General features: G+C 69.4%; 18 protein-coding genes, 2 tRNA genes and 3 pseudogenes. 11 read left to right on the forward strand and 12 right to left on the reverse strand.

Annotated elements, in window-relative coordinates; genetic code table 11:
• Positions 1-8: 8 nt before the first annotated feature.
• Positions 9-1,442: an amidase gene (locus M2271_RS22055; protein WP_280889014.1), complete on the forward strand. Its 1,434-nt coding sequence runs from the start codon at positions 9-11 to the stop codon at positions 1,440-1,442.
• Here the strand turns inward: M2271_RS22055 and M2271_RS22060 are convergent.
• Positions 1,423-1,917: a DUF3830 family protein gene (locus M2271_RS22060; protein WP_280889015.1), complete on the reverse strand. Its 495-nt coding sequence runs from the start codon at positions 1,915-1,917 to the stop codon at positions 1,423-1,425. The two genes, M2271_RS22055 and M2271_RS22060, sit on opposite strands and share 20 nt — an antisense overlap.
• A 109-nt stretch (positions 1,918-2,026) precedes the next feature.
• Between M2271_RS22060 and ehuB the strand changes: the two genes are divergently transcribed.
• The 6 genes from ehuB (at position 2,027) to M2271_RS22090 (ending at position 6,286) form a co-directional block, all read left to right on the forward strand.
• The gene (ehuB, locus tag M2271_RS22065) at positions 2,027-2,920 is read left to right on the forward strand and encodes an ectoine/hydroxyectoine ABC transporter substrate-binding protein EhuB (protein WP_280889016.1); all 894 of its coding nucleotides are present in this window, start codon (positions 2,027-2,029) and stop codon (positions 2,918-2,920) included.
• Positions 2,917-3,636 (forward strand): ectoine/hydroxyectoine ABC transporter permease subunit EhuC, encoded by a 720-nt coding sequence (ehuC, locus tag M2271_RS22070; protein WP_280889017.1) that lies wholly within the window; start codon positions 2,917-2,919, stop codon positions 3,634-3,636. Before ehuB ends, ehuC begins: the two co-directional genes overlap by 4 nt.
• Positions 3,633-4,283, forward strand: a complete 651-nt coding sequence (gene ehuD / locus M2271_RS22075) for an ectoine/hydroxyectoine ABC transporter permease subunit EhuD (protein ID WP_280889018.1) — start codon at positions 3,633-3,635, stop codon at positions 4,281-4,283. Before ehuC ends, ehuD begins: the two co-directional genes overlap by 4 nt.
• 10 nt (positions 4,284-4,293) lie before the next feature.
• Positions 4,294-5,070 (forward strand): ectoine/hydroxyectoine ABC transporter ATP-binding protein EhuA, encoded by a 777-nt coding sequence (gene ehuA / locus M2271_RS22080; protein WP_280889128.1) that lies wholly within the window; start codon positions 4,294-4,296, stop codon positions 5,068-5,070.
• 255 nt (positions 5,071-5,325) lie between these two features.
• Positions 5,326-6,084 carry an IclR family transcriptional regulator C-terminal domain-containing protein gene (locus M2271_RS22085; RefSeq protein ID WP_280889019.1) on the forward strand — a complete coding sequence of 253 codons (759 nt, stop codon included), beginning with the start codon at positions 5,326-5,328 and terminating at the stop codon, positions 6,082-6,084.
• 128 nt (positions 6,085-6,212) lie between these two features.
• Positions 6,213-6,286: transfer RNA gene (locus tag M2271_RS22090), tRNA-Lys, on the forward strand.
• Here the strand turns inward: M2271_RS22090 and M2271_RS22095 are convergent.
• The 5 genes and pseudogenes from M2271_RS22095 to M2271_RS22115 form a co-directional block, all read right to left on the reverse strand.
• Positions 6,252-7,903: pseudogene (locus M2271_RS22095) on the reverse strand (AMP-binding protein). The gene M2271_RS22090 and the pseudogene M2271_RS22095 sit on opposite strands and share 35 nt — an antisense overlap.
• A gap of 55 nt (positions 7,904-7,958) precedes the next feature.
• Entirely contained in the window at positions 7,959-8,411 is a 453-nt protein-coding gene (locus M2271_RS22100; protein ID WP_280889020.1) for a DUF3592 domain-containing protein, read from the reverse strand.
• A gap of 125 nt (positions 8,412-8,536) precedes the next feature.
• Positions 8,537-9,142: a lytic polysaccharide monooxygenase gene (locus M2271_RS22105; protein WP_280889021.1), complete on the reverse strand. Its 606-nt coding sequence runs from the start codon at positions 9,140-9,142 to the stop codon at positions 8,537-8,539.
• A gap of 101 nt (positions 9,143-9,243) precedes the next feature.
• Positions 9,244-10,395, reverse strand: a complete 1,152-nt coding sequence (locus M2271_RS22110; protein ID WP_280889022.1) for an SPFH domain-containing protein — start codon at positions 10,393-10,395, stop codon at positions 9,244-9,246.
• Positions 10,396-10,564: 169 nt separating this feature from the next.
• Entirely contained in the window at positions 10,565-12,061 is a 1,497-nt protein-coding gene (locus tag M2271_RS22115; protein ID WP_280889023.1) for a peptidoglycan-binding protein, read from the reverse strand.
• A gap of 201 nt (positions 12,062-12,262) precedes the next feature.
• Between M2271_RS22115 and M2271_RS22120 the strand changes: the two genes are divergently transcribed.
• From M2271_RS22120 to M2271_RS22130, 3 genes are all read left to right on the forward strand, one after another.
• A tRNA-Lys gene (locus M2271_RS22120) sits at positions 12,263-12,336 on the forward strand.
• Positions 12,337-13,152: 816 nt separating this feature from the next.
• Positions 13,153-15,189 (forward strand): glycosyltransferase family 2 protein, encoded by a 2,037-nt coding sequence (locus M2271_RS22125; protein ID WP_280889024.1) that lies wholly within the window; start codon positions 13,153-13,155, stop codon positions 15,187-15,189.
• Complete coding sequence (locus M2271_RS22130; RefSeq protein ID WP_280889025.1) at positions 15,186-17,123, forward strand: kelch motif-containing protein; 1,938 nt, start codon at positions 15,186-15,188, stop codon at positions 17,121-17,123. The genes M2271_RS22125 and M2271_RS22130 overlap by 4 nt, the downstream gene beginning before the upstream one ends.
• A gap of 277 nt (positions 17,124-17,400) precedes the next feature.
• On the opposite strand, the gene M2271_RS22135 is transcribed toward M2271_RS22130, so the two are convergent.
• The 3 genes from M2271_RS22135 to M2271_RS22145 form a co-directional block, all read right to left on the reverse strand.
• A complete protein-coding gene (locus M2271_RS22135) occupies positions 17,401-18,432 on the reverse strand; it encodes a glycoside hydrolase family 6 protein (protein ID WP_280889026.1) in 1,032 nt (343 codons plus the stop codon).
• A gap of 276 nt (positions 18,433-18,708) precedes the next feature.
• Positions 18,709-19,410, reverse strand: coding sequence for a class F sortase (locus M2271_RS22140; RefSeq protein ID WP_280889027.1), 702 nt, complete (start codon positions 19,408-19,410; stop codon positions 18,709-18,711).
• Between the two features lie 4 nt (positions 19,411-19,414).
• Positions 19,415-20,086 (reverse strand): hypothetical protein, encoded by a 672-nt coding sequence (locus M2271_RS22145; protein ID WP_280889028.1) that lies wholly within the window; start codon positions 20,084-20,086, stop codon positions 19,415-19,417.
• Positions 20,087-20,269: 183 nt separating this feature from the next.
• Between M2271_RS22145 and M2271_RS22150 the strand changes: the two are divergent.
• Positions 20,270-20,461, forward strand: a pseudogene (locus tag M2271_RS22150) (hypothetical protein); the annotation flags it as partial.
• A gap of 106 nt (positions 20,462-20,567) precedes the next feature.
• Here the strand turns inward: M2271_RS22150 and M2271_RS22155 are convergent.
• From M2271_RS22155 to M2271_RS22165, 3 genes and pseudogenes are all read right to left on the reverse strand, one after another.
• Entirely contained in the window at positions 20,568-21,347 is a 780-nt protein-coding gene (locus M2271_RS22155) for an HAD-IIA family hydrolase (RefSeq protein ID WP_280889029.1), read from the reverse strand.
• 475 nt (positions 21,348-21,822) lie between these two features.
• A complete protein-coding gene (locus M2271_RS22160) occupies positions 21,823-22,077 on the reverse strand; it encodes a UDP-N-acetylmuramoylalanyl-D-glutamate--2,6-diaminopimelate ligase (protein ID WP_348539182.1) in 255 nt (84 codons plus the stop codon).
• An 88-nt stretch (positions 22,078-22,165) separates the two neighbouring features.
• Positions 22,166-22,660: pseudogene (locus M2271_RS22165) on the reverse strand (Scr1 family TA system antitoxin-like transcriptional regulator); the annotation flags it as partial.
• Positions 22,661-22,665 lie beyond the last annotated feature (5 nt).

Consider the following 22,665-nt stretch of genomic DNA (forward strand, 5'->3'; position numbering starts at 1 on the left):
AGGGCCTGATGACGGAGCTCACCGAGCTGACCGCCTTACAACTCGTCGACGGCTACCGCAAGGGCGAATTCAGCCCCGTGGAGGCGACCCGCGCGGCCCTGAAGCGGGCGGCGTCGATCCAGCCGAAGGTGAACGCGTTCGTACGGCTCACCGCGGACGAGGCCCTGGCGCGGGCCCGGGACTCGGCCGACCGGTGGCGTCGCGGTGAGCCGGCCGGGCTGGTGGACGGGGTCCCGGTGACGGTGAAGGACATCCTGCTGCTGCGCGGCACGCCGACCCTCAAGGGCTCCAAGGCGATCTCGGAGCAGGGCCGTTGGGACGAGGACGCCCCGTCCGTCGCCCGCCTGCGGGAGCACGGTGCCGTCTTCCTCGGCAAGACCACGACCCCGGAGTTCGGCTGGAAGGGCGTCACCGACTCGCCACTGACCGGGGTGACCCGCAACCCGCACGATCCGACCCGTACCGCGGGCGGCTCCAGCGGCGGCGCGGCGGCGGCCGTGGCTCTCGGCGCGGGACCGCTCGCCCTCGGGACCGACGGCGGCGGCAGTGTCCGTATCCCGGCCGCGTTCTGCGGGATCTTCGCCCTGAAGCCGACGTACGGCCGCGTGCCGCTCTACCCGGCGAGCGCCTTCGGCACCCTCGCCCATGTGGGCCCGATGACCCGGGACGCGGCGGACGCGGCGCTGCTCCTCGACGTGATCGGGAACCCGGACTCCCGGGACTGGTCGGCGCTGGGCCCGGCGCCCGGCACCTTCTCGGCGGGGCTGTCGGGTGGGGTGCGGGGGCTCCGGGTGGCCTACTCGCCGTCCCTCGGCGGGCAGGTCGCGGTACAGCCGGCGGTCGCGGCGGCGGTACGGCGGGGCGTGGAGCGGCTGGCGGAGCTCGGGGCGTACGTCACCGAGGCCGACCCCGACCTCACCGACCCGGTGGACGCCTTCCACACCCTGTGGTTCAGCGGCGCGGCCCGGATGACCCAGCCCTTCGGGCCGCGGCAGCGCGAACTGCTCGACCCTGGGTTGCGGGAGATCTGCGACCGGGGCGCCCGCTACAGCGCCCTCGACTATCTGGCCGCGGTCGATGTCCGGATGGACCTCGGCCGCCGCATGGGCCGCTTCCACGACTCCTACGACCTGCTGGTCACCCCGACCCTCCCGATCACCGCGTTCGAGGCGGGCGCCGAGGTGCCGAAGGGTTCCGGCCACCGCCGGTGGACGGGGTGGACGCCGTTCACGTACCCCTTCAACATGACCCAGCAGCCGGCCGCCTCGGTCCCGGTGGGCACGGACGGCAACGGGCTGCCCGTCGGACTCCAGCTGGTGGCCGCCCGCCACCGCGACGACCTCGTGCTCCGGGCGGCCCACGCCCTGTACGAGACTGGCACCCCTTACGAGGCCGGCATCCCTTGCGAGGCCGGCGCCGGGATCACGCCCGCCGGAAGCTGAGCGACTCCCCGGCCGCCCCGGTCCGCCACAGATCGTTGCACCCGTCCGCGAGGTCCGGCAGGCCCTCGACGATCTGGCCCCAGACGATGCCCGGCACCCAGCCCACGTCGGCGTTGAGCAGCAGGTTGTTGCGCTCGTAGAACAGGGCCAGGTCGACGACCGTCGTGCCGGGGCGGACCTCCCGGTCGTAGCCGTAGGCCTGGGTGCCCAACTCCGCGCCCGCGAAGGAGAAATAGCAGAGATCACCCGGAATGGGGGTGACTGTCGGGTTTTCCAGCGGTGGTTCGGAAGTCGCGAAAGGCGGGAACAGGGCGTAGATCTCGTTGCGTGCGTATTTGGCGTGATAGACCTCCCCGGCGAGCGGAAGGGCATCCCAGACGGCCGCGCAGGTGATCGGCGCGCGATCGTCGAGCAGCTTCGCGGTGGCGGTGATTCCGCGCTTGACCAGCGAGACTTCGAGGTATCGGTCAGCCATGCGTTCCATGGTCCCGTGGCAGTCAAGAGGCCCCGGGCGAGGAACGGGGCTGAATTCGATCTGCATAACTCACATGCTCTCGGGTAGCCGCGCCGCCATGGCTCCACCTATGGAACATGGCGCACACACGTCCAGACCCACACGCCGGTCGCTGCTCGCGGGGGTGGCGGCGCTCGGCGCGCTGGGTGCGGCGGGCTGCTCGCGCGTGGCGACCGCCTCGACCACCGAGGGCGGTGATCTCCTCGACCGCATCAAGGCGGCCGGTGTCGTACGGCTCGGAATCGCAGGCGAGATCCCGTTCGGGTACATCGACAGGAACGGCGATCTGACCGGCGAGGCACCCGAACTCGCGAGGGTCATCTTCAAACGGCTCGGGGTGGACAAGGTCCAGCCGGTACCGACCGAGTTCGGCTCGCTGATTCCCGGTCTGAACTCCCAGCAGTTCGATGTCGTCGCCGCCGGGATGTACGTCAATCCCGAGCGCTGCGAACAGGTCATCTTCGCCGATCCCGACTACCAGATGCTCGATTCCTTCATCGTGCGCAAGGGCAACCCGAAGGGCCTGCGCACCTACAAGGACATCGTCGAGAAGAAGGCCAAGTTCGCGACCGGCACCGGATACGCGGAGATCCAGTACGCCGTCGAGGCCGGGTACAAGGAGAGCGACATCCTGATCGTGCCGGACCAGGTCGCCGGGCTGAACGCCGTGGAGGCCGGGCGCGTCGACGCCTTCGCCGGGACCGCGCTGACCGCCCGCGAGGTGGTCAAGAAGTCGGGCAAGGCCGAGTCCACCAAGGCCTTCACGCCCATCGTCGGCGGCAAACCGCATGTCGACGGGGGCGCCTTCGCGTTCCGGCCGACCGAGACCGGGCTGCGGGACGCCTTCAACGTCGAGTTGCGGAAGCTGAAGAAGAGCGGGGAGTTGTTCCGGATCCTCAAGCCCTTCGGGTTCACCGAGGCCGAGATGACCGACCTCACCGCGAAGGAGCTGTGCGGCGGATGACCTCAGGACTCTGGGAACTGGTACTCAAGGGCATATGGACCACGGTCCAGCTGCTCGTGTTCAGCGCGCTGCTGGCCGCCGCGGTCGCCTTCGTCGCGGGTGTGGCCCGCACCCACCGGTTGTGGATCGTCCGCTTCCTCGCGGGCCTGTACACCGAGGTGTTCCGCGGGACCTCCGCGCTGGTGATGATCTTCTGGGTGTTCTTCGTGCTGCCGATCGCCTTCGGCTGGCAGCTGGTGCCGATGTGGGCGGGCACGCTCGCGCTCGGGCTGACCTACGGGGCGTACGGCTCGGAGATCGTGCGCGGTGCGCTGAAGGCCGTCGACCCGGCGCAGCAGGAGGGCGGGATCGCGCTGAGCTTCACGCCCTGGCAGCGGATGCGGCTGATCCTGCTGCCGCAGGCGGTGCCGGAGATGATCCCGCCGTTCTCCAACCTGCTGATCGAGCTGCTCAAGGGCACCGCGCTGGTGTCGGTGATGGGCATGGGCGACCTGGCGTTCAGCGGCAACCTGGTGCGCCTCGCGCTGCAGGAGAGCGCGGAGATCTACTCGTATCTGCTGGTGATCTACTTCGTGATCGCCTTCCTGCTCACCCGGGTGATGCGCGGGCTGGAGAAGAAACTGAAGGCGGGCGTCGGGAAGGCGCCGCAGCGCGGCGTGGACGCGCGGGAGCTGAAGCCTGCGGAGACGACCGGGGTCGGAGGTGCTGTCGTATGAAGTGGGACTGGAACGCGGTGAGCGACTTCATGCCGCACTTCTGGGACGGTCTGCTGATCACCCTGCAGGCGCTGGCGCTGGGGTCGGTCATCTCCTTCGTACTGGGCCTGGTGTGGGCGATGCTGATGCGCACGCCGTCGCGCTGGGTGCGCTGGCCGGTCGGGGTGGTCACGGAGTTCGTGCGCAACACTCCCCTGCTGGTCCAGCTGTTCTTCCTCTTCTATGTGCTGCCCGAGTGGGGCGTGACCCTGTCGGCGCTGAGCACCGGTGTGATCGGGATCGGGCTGCACTACTCGACGTACACGATGCAGGTCTACCGGGCCGGCATCGAGGCGGTGCCGGCCGGCCAGTGGGAGGCGGCGACGGCGCTGAACCTGCCGGTGGCCCGGACCTGGCGGGTGGTGATCCTGCCGCAGGCGATCCGTCGGGTGGTGCCGGCGCTCGGCAACTACGTGATCGCGATGCTCAAGGACACGCCGATGCTGATGGTGATCACCGTGCTGGAGATGCTCGGCCAGGCGCGGCTGTTCTCCCAGGAGCACTTCCAGTTCACCGAGCCCCTGACCGTGATCGGCGTGGCCTTCATCGTCATTTCCTATCTGGCCTCCCTTCTCCTGCGAGCACTGGAGCGACGTCTTGTCCACTGACACCTCCCTGATGAAAGATCCCGACGCCCACTCCAACCCGCCGGTGGACGGCAGCGAGCTGATCCGGCTGGAGCGGGTCACCAAGCGGTTCGGGTCCAACACGGTCCTCGACCGGCTGGACTTCTCCGTGGACTCCGGCAAGCACGTCACGCTGATCGGGCCGTCCGGCTCCGGCAAGACGACGATCCTGCGGCTGCTGATGACGCTGACCAAGCCCGACGAGGGCACGATCACCGTCGACGGTCAGCAGCTGTTCCCGGCACCGGAGAAGCAGGTCCGGGAGGTCCGCAAGAAGATCGGGATGGTGTTCCAGCAGTTCAACCTGTTCCCGAACATGTCGGCCCTGAGGAACATCACCGAGGCCCCCGTCACCGTCCTCGGGATGTCCAGGGACGAGGCGGACGAGCGGGCCCGCGACCTGCTCGACCTGGTGGGTCTCGCCGACAAGGCCGACGCCCGTCCGAGCCAGCTGTCCGGCGGGCAGCAGCAGCGGGTGGCGATCGCGCGGGCGCTGGCGATGCGGCCGCGGATCCTGCTGATGGACGAGGTGACCTCCGCGCTGGACCCGGAGCTGGTGGCCGGTGTCCTGGACGTGCTGCGGGACATCGCCCGCACCACCGACATCACGATGCTCTGCGTGACCCACGAGATGAACTTCGCCCGGGACATCTCCGACCAGGTCCTGATGTTCGACTCGGGCCGGGTCATCGAGTCCGGCCCCCCGGAGAAGATCTTCGGCGATCCCGAGCACGACCGGACCCGCGAATTCCTCGGCGCGGTGCTGTGATCTCCCAGAGGTGAACGGCGCTCAACGTCCGAGGTCCCGGCACCGGGTCATACCTCTGGCACATGCCAGGTGTCAGCGTTCCTGTTGACAGGGGTGCCGGGCCCTCGGAATCTCGTCAGCAGGCTCTTGTCAACAACCGCTCGCCGCACGCCATGTGCCCGCTATCGTGGACGCGATTCGCTGTCCGGATTACAGCCCAGTTGTAGAGATTACGGCCCAGTTGTAGAGCGACCGAGCGAGCGCAAGGGGAACACCGTGGCGCTGATGCACGAGCCGACCGCGCCGTACCACTCGGCCCAGGACGCCCTGCGGGTGCTGGAGACCGTGGCACGGCACACCACCGGAGTCACCGACAGCCGACTCGCCCGCCTGACCGGCATCGGCCCGGAGCGCCTGACCACGCTCCTGAGGATGCTGCGCCGCGAGGGTTACGTCGAGCAGGTCACCGACAGGGCGTACGTCACCGGCGCCGCCCTCACCCGCCTGGGCTCCACCCGGGACCGCGAACGGACCCTGCGCGAGAAGCTCCAGGGGGTCCTGGACCGGCTGCGCGACTCGGTCGGCGCCGCCGTGTACATCAGCCGGTACGTCGACGGCGAGATCAACGTCACGCAGTACGCCGCCGGCCCCGGCACCCCCGCGGTGAACGAGTGGGTGGACTTCCGCCACTCCGCCCACGCCACCGCGATCGGCAAGAGCCTGCTCGGCCAACTCGACCACAACGGCCGGCGGGACCACCTCTCCCGGCACAAGATGGCCCGCCTGACCTCGCGCACCATCACCAGCGACAAGCTGCTGCTGTCCCGCCTGGAGTCCCAGCCGCCGACCGTGCCCCACCTCGACCTCCAGGAGTACGCGGTCGGCACGGTGTGCGCGGCCGTCCCGATCACGGCCGGCTCCTCGGTCGGCTGCCTCGCCCTGTCCCTCCCGGTCGAGCACGCGCACCGTCTCCGCCAGGCCGCGGACCGGCTGAACCGGGGGGCGGCACCGGTGCTGCTGTCCCTGGCGCTGTAGGGCCTGCTGGGTGGATCATGCCGCGGACGCGGGGGTCCGGCCCGCCCGGCAGGTGGTCCGAAGCACTCGCGCGGACCGGGTAGTATTTTCTCTGTCGTCAGCCGCGGAGAGCGGCTGGCGGGAGTCATGCGCCGTTAGCTCAGTTGGTTAGAGCAGCTGACTCTTAATCAGCGGGTCCGGGGTTCGAGTCCCTGACGGCGCACCGATGAAGGGCCTCTCGTGAGACGAGGGGCCCTTCGGCGTCCTCCGAGGTCAGCCTCCGGTAGGTCTGCTCTCCGGGCGGTCGCCACCACACCGGATCGGCACACCGGACCCCCTCCTTCCTGAGCCGCGCCCGGTGGATCTTGTTCGTGGCCGTGACCGGCATCCGCTCCACCACCCGGACGAACCGGGGCGCCATCTTCGTCCCCAGGTCCGGCTGGGCGCGCAGGAACGCCGCGAAGTCCGCGGGGTCGAAGTCGCCCGCGAGTGCCGCCATCACCTGGTCCCCGGTCACCGGGTCCGGCACCGCGTAGACGGCGACGGCCACCGCGCCCTCGTACCGGGCGAGGATGTTCTCGATCATCGCGGCGGCCAGGTTCTCGCTGTCGACGCGGAGACGGTCGTCCGTGCGGCCCGCGAAGTAGAGGAAGCCGTCGGCGTCCCGGTAGAAGAGGTCGCCGGTCCAGTAGCCGCCGTCGTGCCGGCGCTCGGACTCCGCCTCGGGGTTGCGCCAGTAGCCCTCGAAGGGGCTCGGTCCGAAGTTCACCAGCTCCCCGATGGCCTCGTCCCCGTTCAGCAGCCGCCCCGCCGGGTCGAGGACGGCCGGCGGACACTCCTCGTGCGTCTCGGGGTGGAGGACGGCCAGGCCGGGCACCGTCGGGCCGACCGCGCCGGGCGGTGTGCCGGGCCGCCACTGGATCGCGGCGCCGCCCTCCGAGGACCCGTACCCCTCCACCAGCCGCACTCCGAACCGCCGCTCGAAGGCCGCCGCGTCCACCGCCCCCGCCTCGGTGCCGAAGCCCAGCCGGAGCGGATTGTCCCGGTCGTCCGGGCCCGGCTCGGTGGCGAGGAGGTACTGGATCGCGCGGCCCACGTAGGTGAAGTACGTCGCCCGGTACCGCCGTACGTCCGCCAGGAACCATGACGCCGAGAACCGTGGCCTGAGCGCCACGCCCGCCCCGGCCGCGAGGGCGGGAGCCCAGTCGGCGATCACCGCGTTGCCGTGGAACATCGGCATGCACACGTAGTGCACGTCGTCGGCGCGGACGGCGAACTGGTCGGCCAGGGAGCGCCCGGCGGCGGCCAGGCGGCCCTGGGAGCAGAGCGCGGCCTTGGGGGCGCCGGTCGAACCCGAGGTGAAGTAGAGGAGGAGGCGGTCGGCGGGGGTGGCCCGGGAGGGGTCCGGCCGCGCGTCCGCGTAGGGGGCGAGCAGGGCGTCGTACTCCTGCGTGTCCGTCACCAGCAGCCGTACGCCGGGGAGTTCGAGGCCGGTGAGGAGCGGGAGGTGGGTGCGTTCGGTGACCAGGATCCGGCACTCGGCGTGCAGGATGTCGCGGGCCAGTTCGGGGCCCCGCCGGGTGGGGTTGATGCCGGCGACGGCCATGCGGGCGACGGCGGCGGCGCTCAGCCACAGCGGGTACTCGGGGGTGTTGTCGAGCAGGATACCGATGTGCGCCGCGGCCGGCAGCAGGTCCGCCAGCAGCGCGCCCCGGGCCGCGGCCCCCGCCGACACCTCGTGATGCGTGAGCGTCCGCTCCCCGCACCACAGCCCCGGCCGGTGGTCGCCCCACCGTGCCGCCACGAGCTCCGCCACCGTGCCGTGCCGACTGGACTCCATGGGCGCGCACAGTAGTTGACGGTCCGTCAGATGTGGAGGGCGAACGACTGCGGAATCAGGTCGCGGCGGCGTCGAACATCGCGTGGGCCACGGCCATGAATCCGAGGCAGATCAGGATGATCACCGCGAAGAACGCCAGCAAGCAGCCGGTGCCCGCCGCCAGCTTCCCGGGCGCCGGCGCCTTGGCGGTGGCCCGTTCGGGGCGGTCCGCCGCGTAGTGCACGGTGACGACGTCGCCCTCGATGGTCGTGCCCGGGCCGCCCGTCTCGTCGAACCGGACGACACGGCCCTCGCGGGTGGCGAACTCGTAGACGTGGTGCAGTACCGTGCTCACGGCCGTCTCACCGCCGCCGCTGGTCGTCGTGTACGTCCGCAGACAGCGTGCCTGGGCCGTCAGACCGCTGCTCCAGGCACTGCTGATGTCCCGGGCCCGGCGGGTCACGGTGACCGCGGCATAGGACACGAGCCCGATCATGAGCAGCGGCACGACGTAGAAGAAGGCTTCCATGGTGTCCCCCGGGGTCCGTACGCCGTCACGCTCGGCGGCGTGTGGGGGGAACCTACCCGTGGGGGGTGCCGGACGGCCTCAAGGAACGCTCAAGGTTCCGACACCCCCGAACCGGATCAGAAACGTCAGAACGTGACGTCCGAGCAGGCGTAGAAGGCGTTGGTCGTGTCCGCGACCGTCCACACCGCGACGATGACGTGGTGGCCGCTCAGGCCGGACGGCAGGGTGCCGGAGTGGGAGAGCATGTTCGGGGGCCGCTGGCCGTTGTAGGGGACGGTCAGGAACGGGGTGAGGTTGAGGTCGGAGCGGGCCAGGTTGTGGCTCTGGTTCCAGCCCGCCTTGGTGACGTAGTACCTGAAGTCGGTGGTGGCGTGCATGGCCGTGAACTGCCACCGGAACGTGTACTTCTGACCGCCGGTCACCTTCGTGGTGGGCCAGGCGCCGCCCGAGGGGGTCTTCGCGCTGTCGAGCTGGGCGAAGCGGGTGTTGGCGCCTGAGCAGATCTGACCGTCGGCCGGGCCGGCTCCGGGGAAGCCCTTGAGGCCCTCGACGCTCTGCGGCTCGTACTGGATGTCACCGCAGTTGGTCACGGAGGCGTTCTGACAGAGCTTCTGACGGCTGACGGGAAGGTCGGTGTAGCCGTGTCCACTCGCACCCTGGGACGAGAGCACCAGCGCTCCGGTCGTCGCGAGGCCGAGCACGGCGGCGTACCACTTGGTCTTTTTGCGCATGCTGCCGCTCCTGGAGAACGTGGGGGAAATTCAGCGAGCTGTGCAGGTAGGTCTAGACCAAGGCCCAGATTATTGCGGCTCCTTGAACATGTCCATCCCCATCAGGAGGCGGCTTCCCCTCGTCCCGAGCAGAACGCCACCGTCAGGTCCTTCACCAGCGCCTTGCGTTCGTAGTCGTCCAGCTCCACCAGTCCGCGCATGGTCAGCCGGGTCACCGTGTCCTCCACCGAGTCCACCACCGAGGTGAGCACGCTCGCCCGCTGCTGGGCGTCCAGCGCGGCGATCCGGCGGCGGTGCATCGCGGCGGCGACCTCGGGGGCGTACTCCACCCGCAGCGGCTGCACCGAGAACACCTCGATGCCGACCGGTGCCGCGTCCCCCGCGACCAGCCGGGTCAGCGCATCCCCGGCCGCGTCGACGGAACCCCGGCCGGAGCCCGGCATCTCCACCGGCACCCGGGCGAGCCCCGCCTCCACGCACTCGCGCAGATACGTCTCGTGGTCCTCCACGCCCAGCGTGGCCTTCGCGGTGTCCCGCACCCGCCACACCACCAGCACCGCCACCCGCAACGCGACCCCGCTCGCGTCGGCCGCGGGCATCTCCTCGGTACGCCAGTGCCGCAGCCGTACGTCCACCCGGCGGCGCAGCAGCAGCGGGTTGACCCACATCAGGCCGGTGCGCCGGACCGTGCCCCGGTAGCGGCCGAACAGGCCGAGCACCCAGGCCCGCCCGGTCCGGCCCCGGGCGAGCCCGCCGAAGCCGAACAGTCCGAGGGCGCCGGCCCCCGCGTACGCCGCCCACTGCACGGGCCCCAGGCCGGTGCCCGCGGACGCCGGCAGCCCGAGCGCGTGCACCGCGAGCGGCGGCAGCATACCCGCCCACCACGAGGTGGCCACGCCCCCGGCCACCCCGCAGGCACCGGCGAACACCCCCGCCGTGCCCGGCAGCACCCGCGCGGGCCGTTCCCCCAGCGCGGGGTCGACCTCCGGTACGGGCCGGGGCCCGGACGGCATCCGGCGCCTGAGGCGCGGCTGCTCACCCGTCCCCTGGCGGCGTGCCACGACCGCGGGCGCCAGCGGCACCGCCACCGGGCTGGGGTCGTCGCGGAACAGCAGATGGACGGGGATCTCGGTGGTCGCCTCGTTCTGGATGAGCCGGGCGGGCCGGGACGGACTCCCGGCCGGCCCCTCGGGCTCAGTCGGCCCCTCGGGCTCAGGGGTGTGTGAAGGGGTGTGTGAAGTGGTCGTACTCATCGGTGCCTCCAGCCTCCGCGCCAGATGCGTCACAACAGGGGGCCACGGCAGACGCCGTGGTCAGGAACGGCAGATGCCGCGGTCAAGAGCGGCACACGCCGTGGTCAGGAAGGGCACGCGCCGCGGTCAAGAGCGGCACACGCCGTGGTCAGGAACGGGACAGCCGTGGTCAGGAGAAGAGCCGCCGCCAGGTTTCCGGTCCCGGGTAGCCGTCCGCCGCGCCGCCCCGCCAGCCCTGGGCGCGCTGGAAGGCCTCGACGCCTCGCCGGTCCGCCTCGCCCCAGCGCGGTCCCGTATCGGTCGTGTAGTACATGCCGAACCCTTTCTTCAGAAGCTGCTCCCCGAGCTGGGTGACGTACTCGTTGTCGGCGCCCGGCCGGAACATCGCCCGTCCCGGATAGCCGGGCACCCCGTGCGAGGAGGGCGCGGGCGGCCCCGCCGCCCCCTTCGTCGCCGTCCCTCTCGTGACCCCGCTCGTCGCCGCTCCGCTCTCGGCCGTCACTTTCATCACCGTCCCGCTCGTCGCCGCTCCGCTCTCGTCCGCCCCGCTCGTGATGTCCCGGCCCGCGCCCGTCACCAGCAGCTTCCAGGTCCGCGGGCCCGGCCTCCCCTCGGCGTCCTTGCCCCGCCAGCCCTGGGCCTCCTGGAACGCCCGGGTGGCCCTGCGGTCCGCGTCCGACCAGCGAGGGCCGGGCCCGGAGGTGTAGTAGCGCCCCGCCCCGCGCTCGACGAGCATCCGGCCGAGCCGGGTGACGTGCCTGTTGTTCGCCCCGGGGCCGAAGTACGCGCGGCCCGGGTACGCCATCGCGTCGCCCCTGGTGATGGCCGGCTCGGCGGTGCCGGGTTGCGTGCCGTCCTGCGTCGCACCCCCGGTGCCGTCCGGCGTCTCCCCCGCCGTGCCGCCCGCGAGCCCCTTGTAGCGGTAGGCGACATAGCGGTCGGCGTTGTTCCAGTAGGCGTACGGGGTGGTCTTCCGGCGGGCATGCGGGCGGGTCTCCTCGTAGGCGATGTAGGAGGTGTGCGTGGAGTCGGTCCAGCCACCGAAGAGCACGACGTGGGATCCCCGTTGGGCGTCGGCCGCGTTGTGGAAGAGGAGGATGTCGCCGGGCTGGAGGTCGTCCCTCTCGATCCGCACCCCGTACTGGTCGAGGCTGCCCGTCCATTCGCTGCCCGGCAGGTTCCAGGCCATCGACACGAAGCCCGAGCAGTCCTGCCGGTATCCGTCGCCCCAGTACGCGTACATGCTGTACGGCACCTTCGCGGCGACCCACTCCCTGGCCCGCTGGATGATGTCCGCGCGAGTGGTCGCCGACGCCCTGCCCGACGCTTTCGCCGCCTTCCCGACCGACGGTTTCTCCGCCTTCCCGACCGACGGTTTCTCCGGCGTCCCGACCGGGTCGCGCAGCGGGGTCCCGCCGCTCTGCGCGGTGTCCGGCGCGTCGCCCGCGGGAACGCCCGGGCGGGCGGGGGCGTGGGGAGCGGCGAGGGCCGGTGCCGTATGACCCACGACGAGCGTGGTGGAGGCCGCGGCGGCGAGAACCACGGCCCGGTGGGCGGCCGGGTGGCGGCCGGCCCGGGAGTGCGGCAGGACTCGCCGCCAGTGAACGCATCCGGGGCAGTCGCAGTCGCTCGCGGGATCGAATTCCTCGAAGACCGGAGCCGCCATGCCGTTCCCCTCACACCTTGGGTTGAAATATCCGTACCTGTACACGTCTGTCAGTTTCTCAACTGTCTTCCCGACGCGCATTCTGACGGTCCGAATGATGTACGGCGGTTGCTCCGGGTGGTGGGCCTGCGGTTCCGCCGGGCGGCAGGTGAATGGTCCGGGGCACCCTCCCGCATCCGGTAGAGTTGTGCAGGTCAGCAGGCGCCGCTAGCTCAGTTGGTTAGAGCAGCTGACTCTTAATCAGCGGGTCCGGGGTTCGAGTCCCTGGCGGCGCACGACAGTGGGAAGCCCCTCGCGACAGCGGGGGGTTTTCGCGTTTCCGGAGGCACCCCTGAAAGCCCCCTGGAAGCGCCCCCAGAATCCTTCCCGCAAGCTCTCCCGTAAGTGTTCCCGGAAGGAACGGCTCCCCCGTCGGCCGGACTCCGTTGAACTGGACGCGCCCTCCGGCCGTATGGAACGGGAGGCCGGCGAGGAACCCGGTCTCGCCGGGACCGACCGCGCGCTTCACGCCACCTGGTAGCGCGGAACCGACAACGCGCTACTGAGCGAGGTGCCGGAGTTGTTCCGGGTCGCCTTCCTCCGCGTAGGCACGGATCCAGGCGGTGTACGGGAGGAGCCGCAGGTCACCCGCCGTCAACGCCGGAATGCCCCGGGCGCGGCCGGGTCGGCCGACGCGATACCGGCAGAGGAGGTCACAAGAAAACACCTCGCCACCGTCCGCGCCCGGCTGTCCACAACCGCTCCACAAGCTCCCCACAGGGGCCACAATGAACGCGTATGACCGGTAAACACCGCGTTTCGCATCTTGCGATCATGATGAACACCGTAGAACCCTGGTTTTCAAGATGCTGCGTATACGCGGCACTTGGGGGGCAAGGAGCCGGTTGCCGGTGTTGCGGGGATGAGGGGCCCCGTTCATGGAGCGATGCCGAGGGGGGCATCATGCAACCGGAAGGCCGCGGTTCTGTGTCCATGGATGTGGACGAAGTGGTGACTGTGGCCCATCTGATACGACTGTGGAGGGTCGAGGGGGACCCGAGCAGTAGAAAGACACGACACCACGCGGTGACCCGCGTGTGGGGGGATGACTCATGACGTCGACGCCGACGGGCGCCCGGCAGAACTACGACCCGTCCCAGACCACCCAGCTGAGGGTGCCGTCACATCGGACCGGCGCGTTCCGCCGGATAAAGAAGACGCTGCCGAAGTACGACTACGAGCATTACAGCCGGCTCGCAGGTCCCCTCACCCAGCCCGATCCGTCCAAGCCGTACAGAGTCCAGTACCGCTCGCTGATCTCGCAGGAGCCGCACCGCATCCGGGTCGCTCTGATGCTGGCCGCCGCACCGCTGCTGTCGCTGGTGCTGCTCGCGTGGCTGCTCCAGCCCGAGCACTGGACCGAGCGCGACTACCCGGCCTTCTCCTGGCTGCCCGCGCTCGACATCGTGATGCTCGTCTCGATCGGTCTGATCGAGTTCTTCCGCTGCATGAACGTGTTGTCGAACGCGCACGCCACCCTGGTCGCCCGCGACCCGATCCCGGTGGTGCCCGAGACCGGTACCAGAGTCGCCTTCCTCACCTCCTTCGTGCCCGGCAAGGAGCCGCTGGAGATGGTGACGAAGACCCTGGAAGCCGCGGTGCGGATCCGCCACCGCGGCCTCATGCATGTCTGGCTCCTGGACGAGGGCGACGATCCGGCGGTCAAGGAGGTCTGCGCGCGCCTGGGTGTGCACCACTTCTCCCGCAAGGGTGTCGCCAAGTGGAACCAGCCCTCGGGACCGCACCGCGCCAAGACCAAGCACGGCAACTACAACGCCTGGCTGGACGCGCACGGCGACGACTACGAGTTCTTCGCCTCGGTCGACACCGACCATGTGCCGCTGCCCAACTACCTGGAGCGGATGCTCGGTTTCTTCCGTGACCCGAACATCGGCTTCGTCATCGGCCCGCAGGTCTACGGCAACTACGACAACTTCGTCACCAAGGCCGCCGAGTCGCAGCAGTTCCTCTTCCACGCGCTGATCCAGCGTGCCGGCAACAAGTACGGCTCGCCGATGTTCGTCGGCACCTCGAACGCCGTACGGATCAGGACCCTCCAGCAGATCGGCGGCCTGTACGACTCGATCACCGAGGACATGGCCACCGGCTTCGAGATCCACCGTGCCAAGAACCCGGCCACGGGCAAGAAGTGGCGCTCGGTCTACACCCCGGACGTCCTCGCGGTCGGTGAGGGTCCCAGCGCCTGGACGGACTTCTTCACCCAGCAGATGCGCTGGTCCCGCGGTACGTACGAGACGATCCTCAAGCAGTACTGGAAGGGCTGGTACTCGCTGCCGCCGAGCAAGCTCTTCAACTACACGATGATGATCATCTTCTACCCGATGTCCGCCCTCAACTGGATCCTCGCGGCGCTGAGTTGCGCGCTGTTCCTGGGCCTGGGCGCCTCGGGTGTGAACATCGACCCGACCGTGTGGCTGATGCTCTACGGCAACGCCTCCGCGCTGCAGATCGGCCTGTACATCTGGAACCGCCGGCACAACGTCTCGCCGCACGAGCCGGAGGGATCCGGCGGTGTGGCCGGCATGGTGATGTCCGCGCTGTCCGCGCCGCTGTACGCCAAGGCGCTGATCGACTCCGTCCTGCGCCGCAAAAGCAAGTTCGTGGTCACTCCAAAGGGTGATTCCGCGAGCCCCGACCGCTGGTTCGGGACCTTCCGGTACCACTGGTACTTCATCGCGATCTTCGGCGGCTCGATCACCGCCGGTTTCGTCTTCGGGCACTCGCACCCCGCGATGATCATCTGGGCGATGTTCGCCACGCTGATCACCGCGACGCCGATCTTCGCCTGGCGCCACATGCTGCGTCAGGAGAAGAAGAAGCCCGCCGTGCCCGAGCAGGAGCCGCAGGACGCGGTTCCCGTCGCCCCGCCCCTCCAGCCCGCGGCGCACGCCGGGCCCTACGAGTCGCAGTCGCTGCCCACGCAGCGCACCCCGGCGCAGCACGCCCCGGCGCAGCACGCTCCGGCGCAGCACGCTCCGCAGCAGAAGCCGAGCTGGGCCGACTCGAACGGGACGGGCGACCAGACCATGCAGATCGCCCTTGGTGGACTTGGGGGACGTAAGGAATGAACGACCGTGCAGGCCGCCGCCGCGCCCGTCGACTCGCGATAGGCACGGCGGTGGTGCTCGCGCTGGCCGGGATGAACGGACCGTGGGTGTACCGCTTCGGGACCGCGAAATACCACCAGTACCAGATCAACAAACCCGAGTACAAAGCCGAGAACGGCAAGTGGGACGTCATCGATTTCCCCGAGAAGTACCGGCAGAACACCATTCACGCGGCGCTCTTGCGCACCGGAAAGGTGCTGCTCGTCGCGGGTTCGGGCAACAACCAGGACAACTTCGACGACAAGAAGTTCGACACCCGGGTCTGGGATCCCGTCAAGGGCACCATCAAGAAGATCCCGACGCCGAAGGACCTGTTCTGCACCGGCCACACCCAGCTCGCCAACGGCAACCTGCTGATCGCGGGCGGCACCAAGCGGTACGAGAAGCTGAAGGGTGACATCACCAAGGCCGGCGGCCTGATGGTCGTCCACAACGAGAACCCGGACAAGCCGATCACGCTGCCCGCGGGCACCACGTTCGTGGGCAAGGAGAACGGCAAGACCTTCGTGTCGAAGGACCCGGTCGTCGTCGAGCGGGCCACGAAGAACTTCGACAAGCAGACCGGCAGGTTCCTCGGCAACACGCCGGGCCTCGGCCGCATCTACGTCGAGGCGCAGAAGAGCGGCGCCAAGTACGAGACGGGCACGCAGGACAACTACACCGTCCAGGGCCTGACCGGCGCCGACGCGAAGAACACGTACGGCATCGCGCAGAAACTCGCCCTCGACAAGAAGGACTTCCAGGGCATCCGCGACGCCTTCGAGTTCGACCCGATCGCCGAGAAGTACATCAAGGTCGACCCGATGAAGGAGGCCCGCTGGTATCCGACGCTCACCACCCTGAGCAGCGGGAAGATCCTCAGCGTCTCCGGCCTCGACGACATCGGGCAGCTGGTCCCGGGCAAGAACGAGGTCTTCGACCCGAAGACCAGGAAGTGGACGTATCTGCCGAAGACCCGTCAGTTCCCTACGTACCCCGCGCTGTTCCTGATGCAGAACGGCAGGGTCTTCTACTCGGGTTCCAACGCGGGCTACGGGCCGGACGACGTGGGCCGCGTCCCGGGCGTGTGGGACGTGGACACCAACAAGTTCACGAAGATCCCCGGGCTGAGCGACCCGGACCGGATGGAGACGTCCGGGACCGTGCTGCTGCCGCCGGCGCAGGACGAGAAGTTCATGGTGATCGGCGGCGGCGGGGTCGGCGAGTCCAAGCTGTCCAGCAACAAGACGCGGATCGTGGACCTGAAGGCGGCCGACCCGAAGTTCGTGGACGGGCCGACACTGGAGAAGGGCACACGGTATCCGCAGGCCTCGGTGCTGCCGGACGACTCCGTGCTGGTGTCGGGCGGTTCGGAGGACTATCGGGGGCGTGGCGACTCCAACATCCTTCAGGCACGGCTGTACCACCCGGACAGCAACACGTTCAAGAAGGTCGCTGATCCGCTGGTGGGGCGCAACTACCACTCCGGGTCGCTGCTGCTGCCGGACGGGCGGGTGGTGTTCTTCGGGTCGGACTCGCTGTACGGGGACAAGGCGAACACGAAGCCGGGAACCTTCGAGCAGCGGATCGAGATGTACACGCCGCCGTATCTGTACCGGGATGCCCGGCCGTCGTTGTCGGGCGGACCGGGGACGATCGCGCGTGGCGGGTCGGGGACGTTCACGTCTCAGCACGCGTCGTCGGTCAAGAAGGTGCGGTTGATCCGGCCCAGTGCGTCCACGCATGTGACGGATGTGGATCAGCGGTCCATCGCCCTGGACTTCAAGACGTCCGGGAACAAGATCACGGTGACGGTGCCGAAGAACAAGAACCTTGTTCAGTCGGGGTGGTACATGCTGTTCGTGGACGACGATCAGGGGACGCCGTCGAAGGCGCGGTGGGTGAAGGTTCCCTGATGCCGCCGCGGTAGGCACGGGTTCGTCTGCCGGTTCCGCCCCGTTCCCCGCACCCCCTTCCGGGGGGGGGCTGCGGGGAATTGCCGTGTTCGGGGCGCGGGGAGTTGCCGTCGTCGGGGCGCGGGAAATTGCCCTCTTCGGGCGCCGGGAATCGCCGTCGTCGGGGCGCGGGCGATTGCCGTCGCCGGGGCGCCGGGAATCGCCGTCATCGGGGCGCGGGTAATTGCCGTCGTCGGGGCGCGGGGAATTCCCCGCGTTTGGGCGCGGGGAATTGCCGTCAGTCTGAGGCTTTGGCCAACTTCAGTGCGTAATCCACCCACCACTGGCCCGCCTTCGGGCCCCCTTTGCACTCGCCGTCCGATTCTCCGGGGCGTTTGACCCAGACGTAGGCGTCGACCAAGGGGTCTGACGTCTTCGTGGTGGGTGGTTCTCCCAGGGCGCGGCCGGGCGGGTTGCACCAGCGTTCGTCCGGGTTGCCGCCCTTGTACGGGCCGTTGCCGTTCCGGCTGGTGTCGATGACGAAGTGCTTGTTGCCCACCTTTGAGGAGAGGTCCTTGCCGTAGGCGAGGGAGTCCTCGGTGGAGTAGAAGTTGGAGACGTTGACCGCGAAGCCGTCGGCCTGTGCGATGCCCGCGCGTTGGAGGGGCTCGAAGATCTGGTCGGGGTGGCCCCAGCCGGCGTTGCCCGCGTCCAGGTAGACCTTGGTGTCCTTCAAGGCGGCGAGCTTGCCCACAGCCTCCTTGAGGAGGGCGTAACGCTCCTCGTGGAACTGCTCGCCGGTGCAGCCGTCGACGAGGTGGAGTACGGCGTCGGGCTCCAGGATGACCGTGGCCGAGCGGTCGCCGATGCCCTTGGCCACGCCGTCGATCCAGGAGCGGTAGGCGTTGCCGTCGGCGGCGCCGCCCTGCGAGTACTGGCCGCAGTCGCGGTGCGGGATGTTGTAGAGGACCAGCAGGGCCGTGCGGTCGGCCTTCTCGGCGGCCTCGGTGAAACCGCGCGCCTCCTGCTCCGGGTTCTCCGGGCCGATCCATTCGCCGGTCGGCTGCTCGGCGATCTCGCGGATCTGCTCGGCCTGCGCCTTCTTGCCGGCCTTCTCGTAGTCCGCCACCTGCTGGGCCGCGTTGCCGTCCGGGTTCACCCAGAAGGGGTCGGTCGCCTTGGGCTGCTGGCTGATCGCCGCCCCCGCGTCGTCGCCGTTCTTCCCCCCTCCGTCCCCGCCCCCGTCCCCCGAGGAACAGCCCGCGACGAACAGCGCCATCCCCAGCACCGCCGTGGCAGCCCTCGTTCCGGCCCCCCTGCTGACGTACATCCAACTCCCCCTTGGGTGCACCATGCCAAGTCTCAATCCTGACACACCCGTCGTGCTGCCCACGAGGTCGTTCGAACCTTGTCCGCGAGCTGTTACAGCCCCGACGCGCGGGATACGCGAGCGCCTGGTGACCGCCCTCGCGGCCCTGTACGGGGGGTGGTTCCGCGGTCCGCCGGGCGTCGGGTCCGCGAGCGCCCACCAGCGTCCGGCACAGTCGGTCCCGTCACGGTCCCCGGCACTGTCGGCCCCGTCACGGCCCGGGCACAGTCGGTCCCGTCACGGCCCGGTGCCCGTCAGGTACGCCGAGACGATCACGTTCGCCGTGTAGCTGCGGCTCGCCTGGTCGAAGCTGCCGCCGCAGGTGATCAGCCGCAGTTCGGCCCGTCCGGTCCGGCGGGGGCCGTAGGCCTGCTGGGCGTCGAAGCGGTCGCGGGTGACGACCTGGACGTCGTCGACGGTGAACTCGGCGATCTCGCCGTCGTCGCGGAACACCCGGACCTTCTCGCCGGGCTTCATCGCGCTGATCTTGTAGAAGACGGCGGGTCGGGTCTCGGTGTCGACGTGCCCGACCATCAGTGCGGTCCCTGCCGCGCCCGGGCTCGTTCCGGCCGCGTACCAGCCGACGACCGCCGCCTGGTCGTAGGACGGCGGGTCGATCGCCCCCTGCCCGTCGAGGCCGCGGGCGACGACCGGTGCCTGGATGCCGAGCTGGGGGACGTCGACGCGCTGCGGGAGCGCGTTCCCGAGCGGCCGGTGCGGGGGCGGCAGGTCCACGTCCGGGGGCCGGCCGACCGCCGCCATGTCGCCGGTGTCGGGCGCGGAGGTGCCGGGCCGTACGTCGGTCACCTCGCGGCCCCACAGCCACAGCCCGAGCAGCAGGACCACCCAGGCCACGCCGGTGAGCAGCCGGCCGGTGTGGGAGGGGCGTGCGCGGTCGGCTGGGTGGTCGTCGGCGGAGAGGTGTTCGTGCTTTCCCATGGCGTCAGCCCGTCCTACGGCTCCGGCGGCTGCCGCGCAGCACGACGGCCACCGCGGCGACCCCGGCGAGGAGCAGCCCGATCACCGCGTGCCCGGTGCCGGGACCGGCCTCGCGTGCGTCGCCCGCGGCGGCCAGACGCGCGGTGCCTCCGCCGCCGGCCTGCACGGGTGCGACCGGCGAGGCGGGGGTGGAGGGGGCGGCCCGCGGGACGGGAGCGGGAGCGGAGGGGGCGGCCCGCGGGACGGGAGCTACGGGTGCGGCGGAGGTGGCGGGCGAGGCGGGCGAGGCGGGGGCGACCGGCGAGGCGGGGCCGGCGGCCTGCCCCGGCCTGTTCACGACGGTCACCGTCCTGTCCACGACGGTCAGCGGAATCTCGCGGTCGATGTCGCCGCAGCTGACCTTCACGTCGTACGTGCCCGCCCTGAGCGTGGAGCGCACCCGGCTCTCGCCCACGAGCACGTCGTCCGCGACGGTGAGTTCGGCGTCCGCGACGAACGCGGCGGAGACGGCCGTGGCGGTCTTCTCCCCGCAGCCGCTCATCCGCAGGCCGACGTCGCTGCCGGGAGCGGGGGACGACGGGCTGACCGAGAGACCGCCGTCCTGCGCGTACGCCGTGGGAACGTACGCGACGACAGCCAGGAGACCGGCACAGAGAGTGATTTTCGCTGAACCCATCGTGAACCTCCAGATACCTGGAGACTCTCCCCCGGTCACCGGCCCCGCATCCCGGGCTGGGCCGCACTGCTCCGAACGGGTCGTCACCCTCACCACCCGGGTCTCGGACCCGGTCGGGCAGCCCGTCACCGGCCTGTGAGCCGCCCCCGGTCCACCACACCGGCTCGAACACATGCCGACGGTAGTGTCTGGACATCAGCCCTGGCCACGGCACAGTTCCTCGACGACCAGCGGCCGAACGGCACGGCGTACGTCATCGGCGAGGCGGGCCTGACAACTGCCCTGCATGCGATCGGGTACGTCCTGACCGACACGGAGCCCGACTTCGTCATTCTGGGTGAGACTCGGACGACCAAAACATACTTGGCCCTGACCTGCGGTTTGTCGCCCTCTGTAAGACATCGGCCACACGCCGAGACCAACAAGAAGGCCCTCCCTGGATACCGGGAGGGCCTTCTTCGTTGTGGCGGATTCCCCGCGATCAGACGTAGTCGATCAGGTCCGCAATCGAGTTCACGACCTTCGAAGGCCCGTACGGGAAGCGGTCCACTTCACCCGGCTGGGTCACTCCAGTCATGACGAGGAAGGTCTGCATACCGGCCTCAAGGCCCGCCAGTACATCCGTGTCCATCCGGTCGCCGATCATGGCCGAGGTCTCCGAGTGAGCCCCGATGGCATTCAGCCCGGCGCGCATCATCAGCGGGTTCGGCTTGCCGACGAAGTACGGCTTCTTGCCGGTCGCTGCGGTGATCAGTGCCGCGACGGCCCCCGTAGCGGGGAGTGCCCCCTCCGTGGAAGGCCCAGTCTCGTCGGGGTTCGTGGCGATGAAGCGGGCGCCATTGTTGATCAGCCGGACAGCCTTCGTCATGGCCTCGAAGGAGTATGTCCGAGTTTCACCCAGAATGACGAAGTCGGGCTCCGTGTCGGTCAGGACGTACCCGATCGCATGCAGGGCAGTTGTCAGGCCCGCCTCGCCGATGACGTACGCCGTGCCGTTCGGCCGCTGGTCGTCGAGGAACTGTGCCGTGGCAAGAGCCGAGGTCCAGATGTTCTCGATCGGCACATGGAGGCCCATGCGGGCCAGGCGCGCGTGTAGGTCGCGCTGGGTGTAGATCGAGTTGTTGGTCAGAACCAGGAAGGGCTTCCCGGACTCCTTCAGCCGCTTGAGGAAGTCCTCGGCGCCGGGGATCGGTACGCCCTCATGGATGAGCACACCGTCCATGTCGGTCAGCCATGACTCGATGGGCTTGCGGTCTGCCATGGGGCGTTTCTCCTGCCGGACGCGTTCATACGAGGCGGCTTGCGCTCGACGTAGACACTACCGCCGACATGTGTTCGATTCCGGTGTGGGTGAATGCGTCCGATAAACGGTGATCCGCGTCCGAGGTTACTTAGCGGTACATGGTTGACCTCACAGAGTGAGCGTGCGAGCGAAAGGCACAACGAGGGGCCGCATGTCGAGCCCGTGGTGAAGAGCGTCGTCACGGACACCGACACAGGGGAAGTCCTCGCCGAGGACACTGAGACCTGCCCGAACGCACACTCCGTCTCGGCGGTGGCCATCGGTCAGACCGTCGATGTGGTGATCGAAGCGCGCGAGGCCGAATTGGCGAAGGCCCGGCCGCCGAGGTGGCCGGGCTATGCCGCGCTCAGGGCTGGGCGGCCTCGACGGTCTCGGGTTCGAGGGGCTGGCCGGACAGGTTCGTGACGGGCTGGCCCGTGAGGGACTGGGCGATCTACCAGAGCTGGCCGCCGCGCGACGCCTTGATGAGCACCTTGTCCCCAGGTTTCAGGATGGTGTGAAGGAAAGCCGCGGCGGTCTTGTTGTCGCCCACCATCGCAAGGTCGGGCACGCCTGCCGCGCCGGCTGCAAGGGCGAGTTGCTTCGCGAGGTCTCCTCCGATCGCCACGACGAGATCGACGCCGTTTTCGGCTGCCATGCGCCCAACCTCGCGGTGGGCTTCTACGGCCTCGTCGCCCAGCTCCAGCATCTCTCCGAGTACGGCGATCCTCCGGCCTCCTGCGGCCTCGGCGGTTGTAGAGGGTGCTCTCCTCCAGGATGATCACGAACGTGCGCGGTGTGTAAACGATCCTCTGCTTCTCCAGGCGGACCTCAACAGCCGCGTCCACATCGTCCTTCAGGCCACGACGGTCGCGGATGGAGGTCAACAACGCCTTGATGTAAGAAGCCGTTTGCACCGGCCCAGGGATGAGCCACGGCGAGTAGAAGCGGAAGTGTTGAGTGCGATCCCACAGAGGGAGGGCTGATTGCTGGGCCCACTTGAGTCCGTGGCCCTCCATTTCTCGCCACTGGATGTACATGCCCTCGATTCCGCGGGCTGTCATGACGAGATCCTCTGCCTGGCCCTCTGCGCCGCAGACCCTGCACCAATCACGAAGGTCGCGCTCCGAGGGCGCGCGTGTGCCGCTCTCGAAGCGCGATGCCTTTGATTCGTGCCAGCCCAGATCCGCAGAGAGGGCTCGTTTGGTGAGTCCGGCCGCTATCCGGATTTCAGCGAGGCGTTTTCCGAGCGCCTTCCGGGCTTCCTGTGCGCTCGAAGATGCCGGTTCCATTTTCG

This window comes from Streptomyces sp. LBL, assembly GCF_029893585.1.
In the GTDB taxonomy this organism is placed as follows: domain Bacteria; phylum Actinomycetota; class Actinomycetes; order Streptomycetales; family Streptomycetaceae; genus Streptomyces.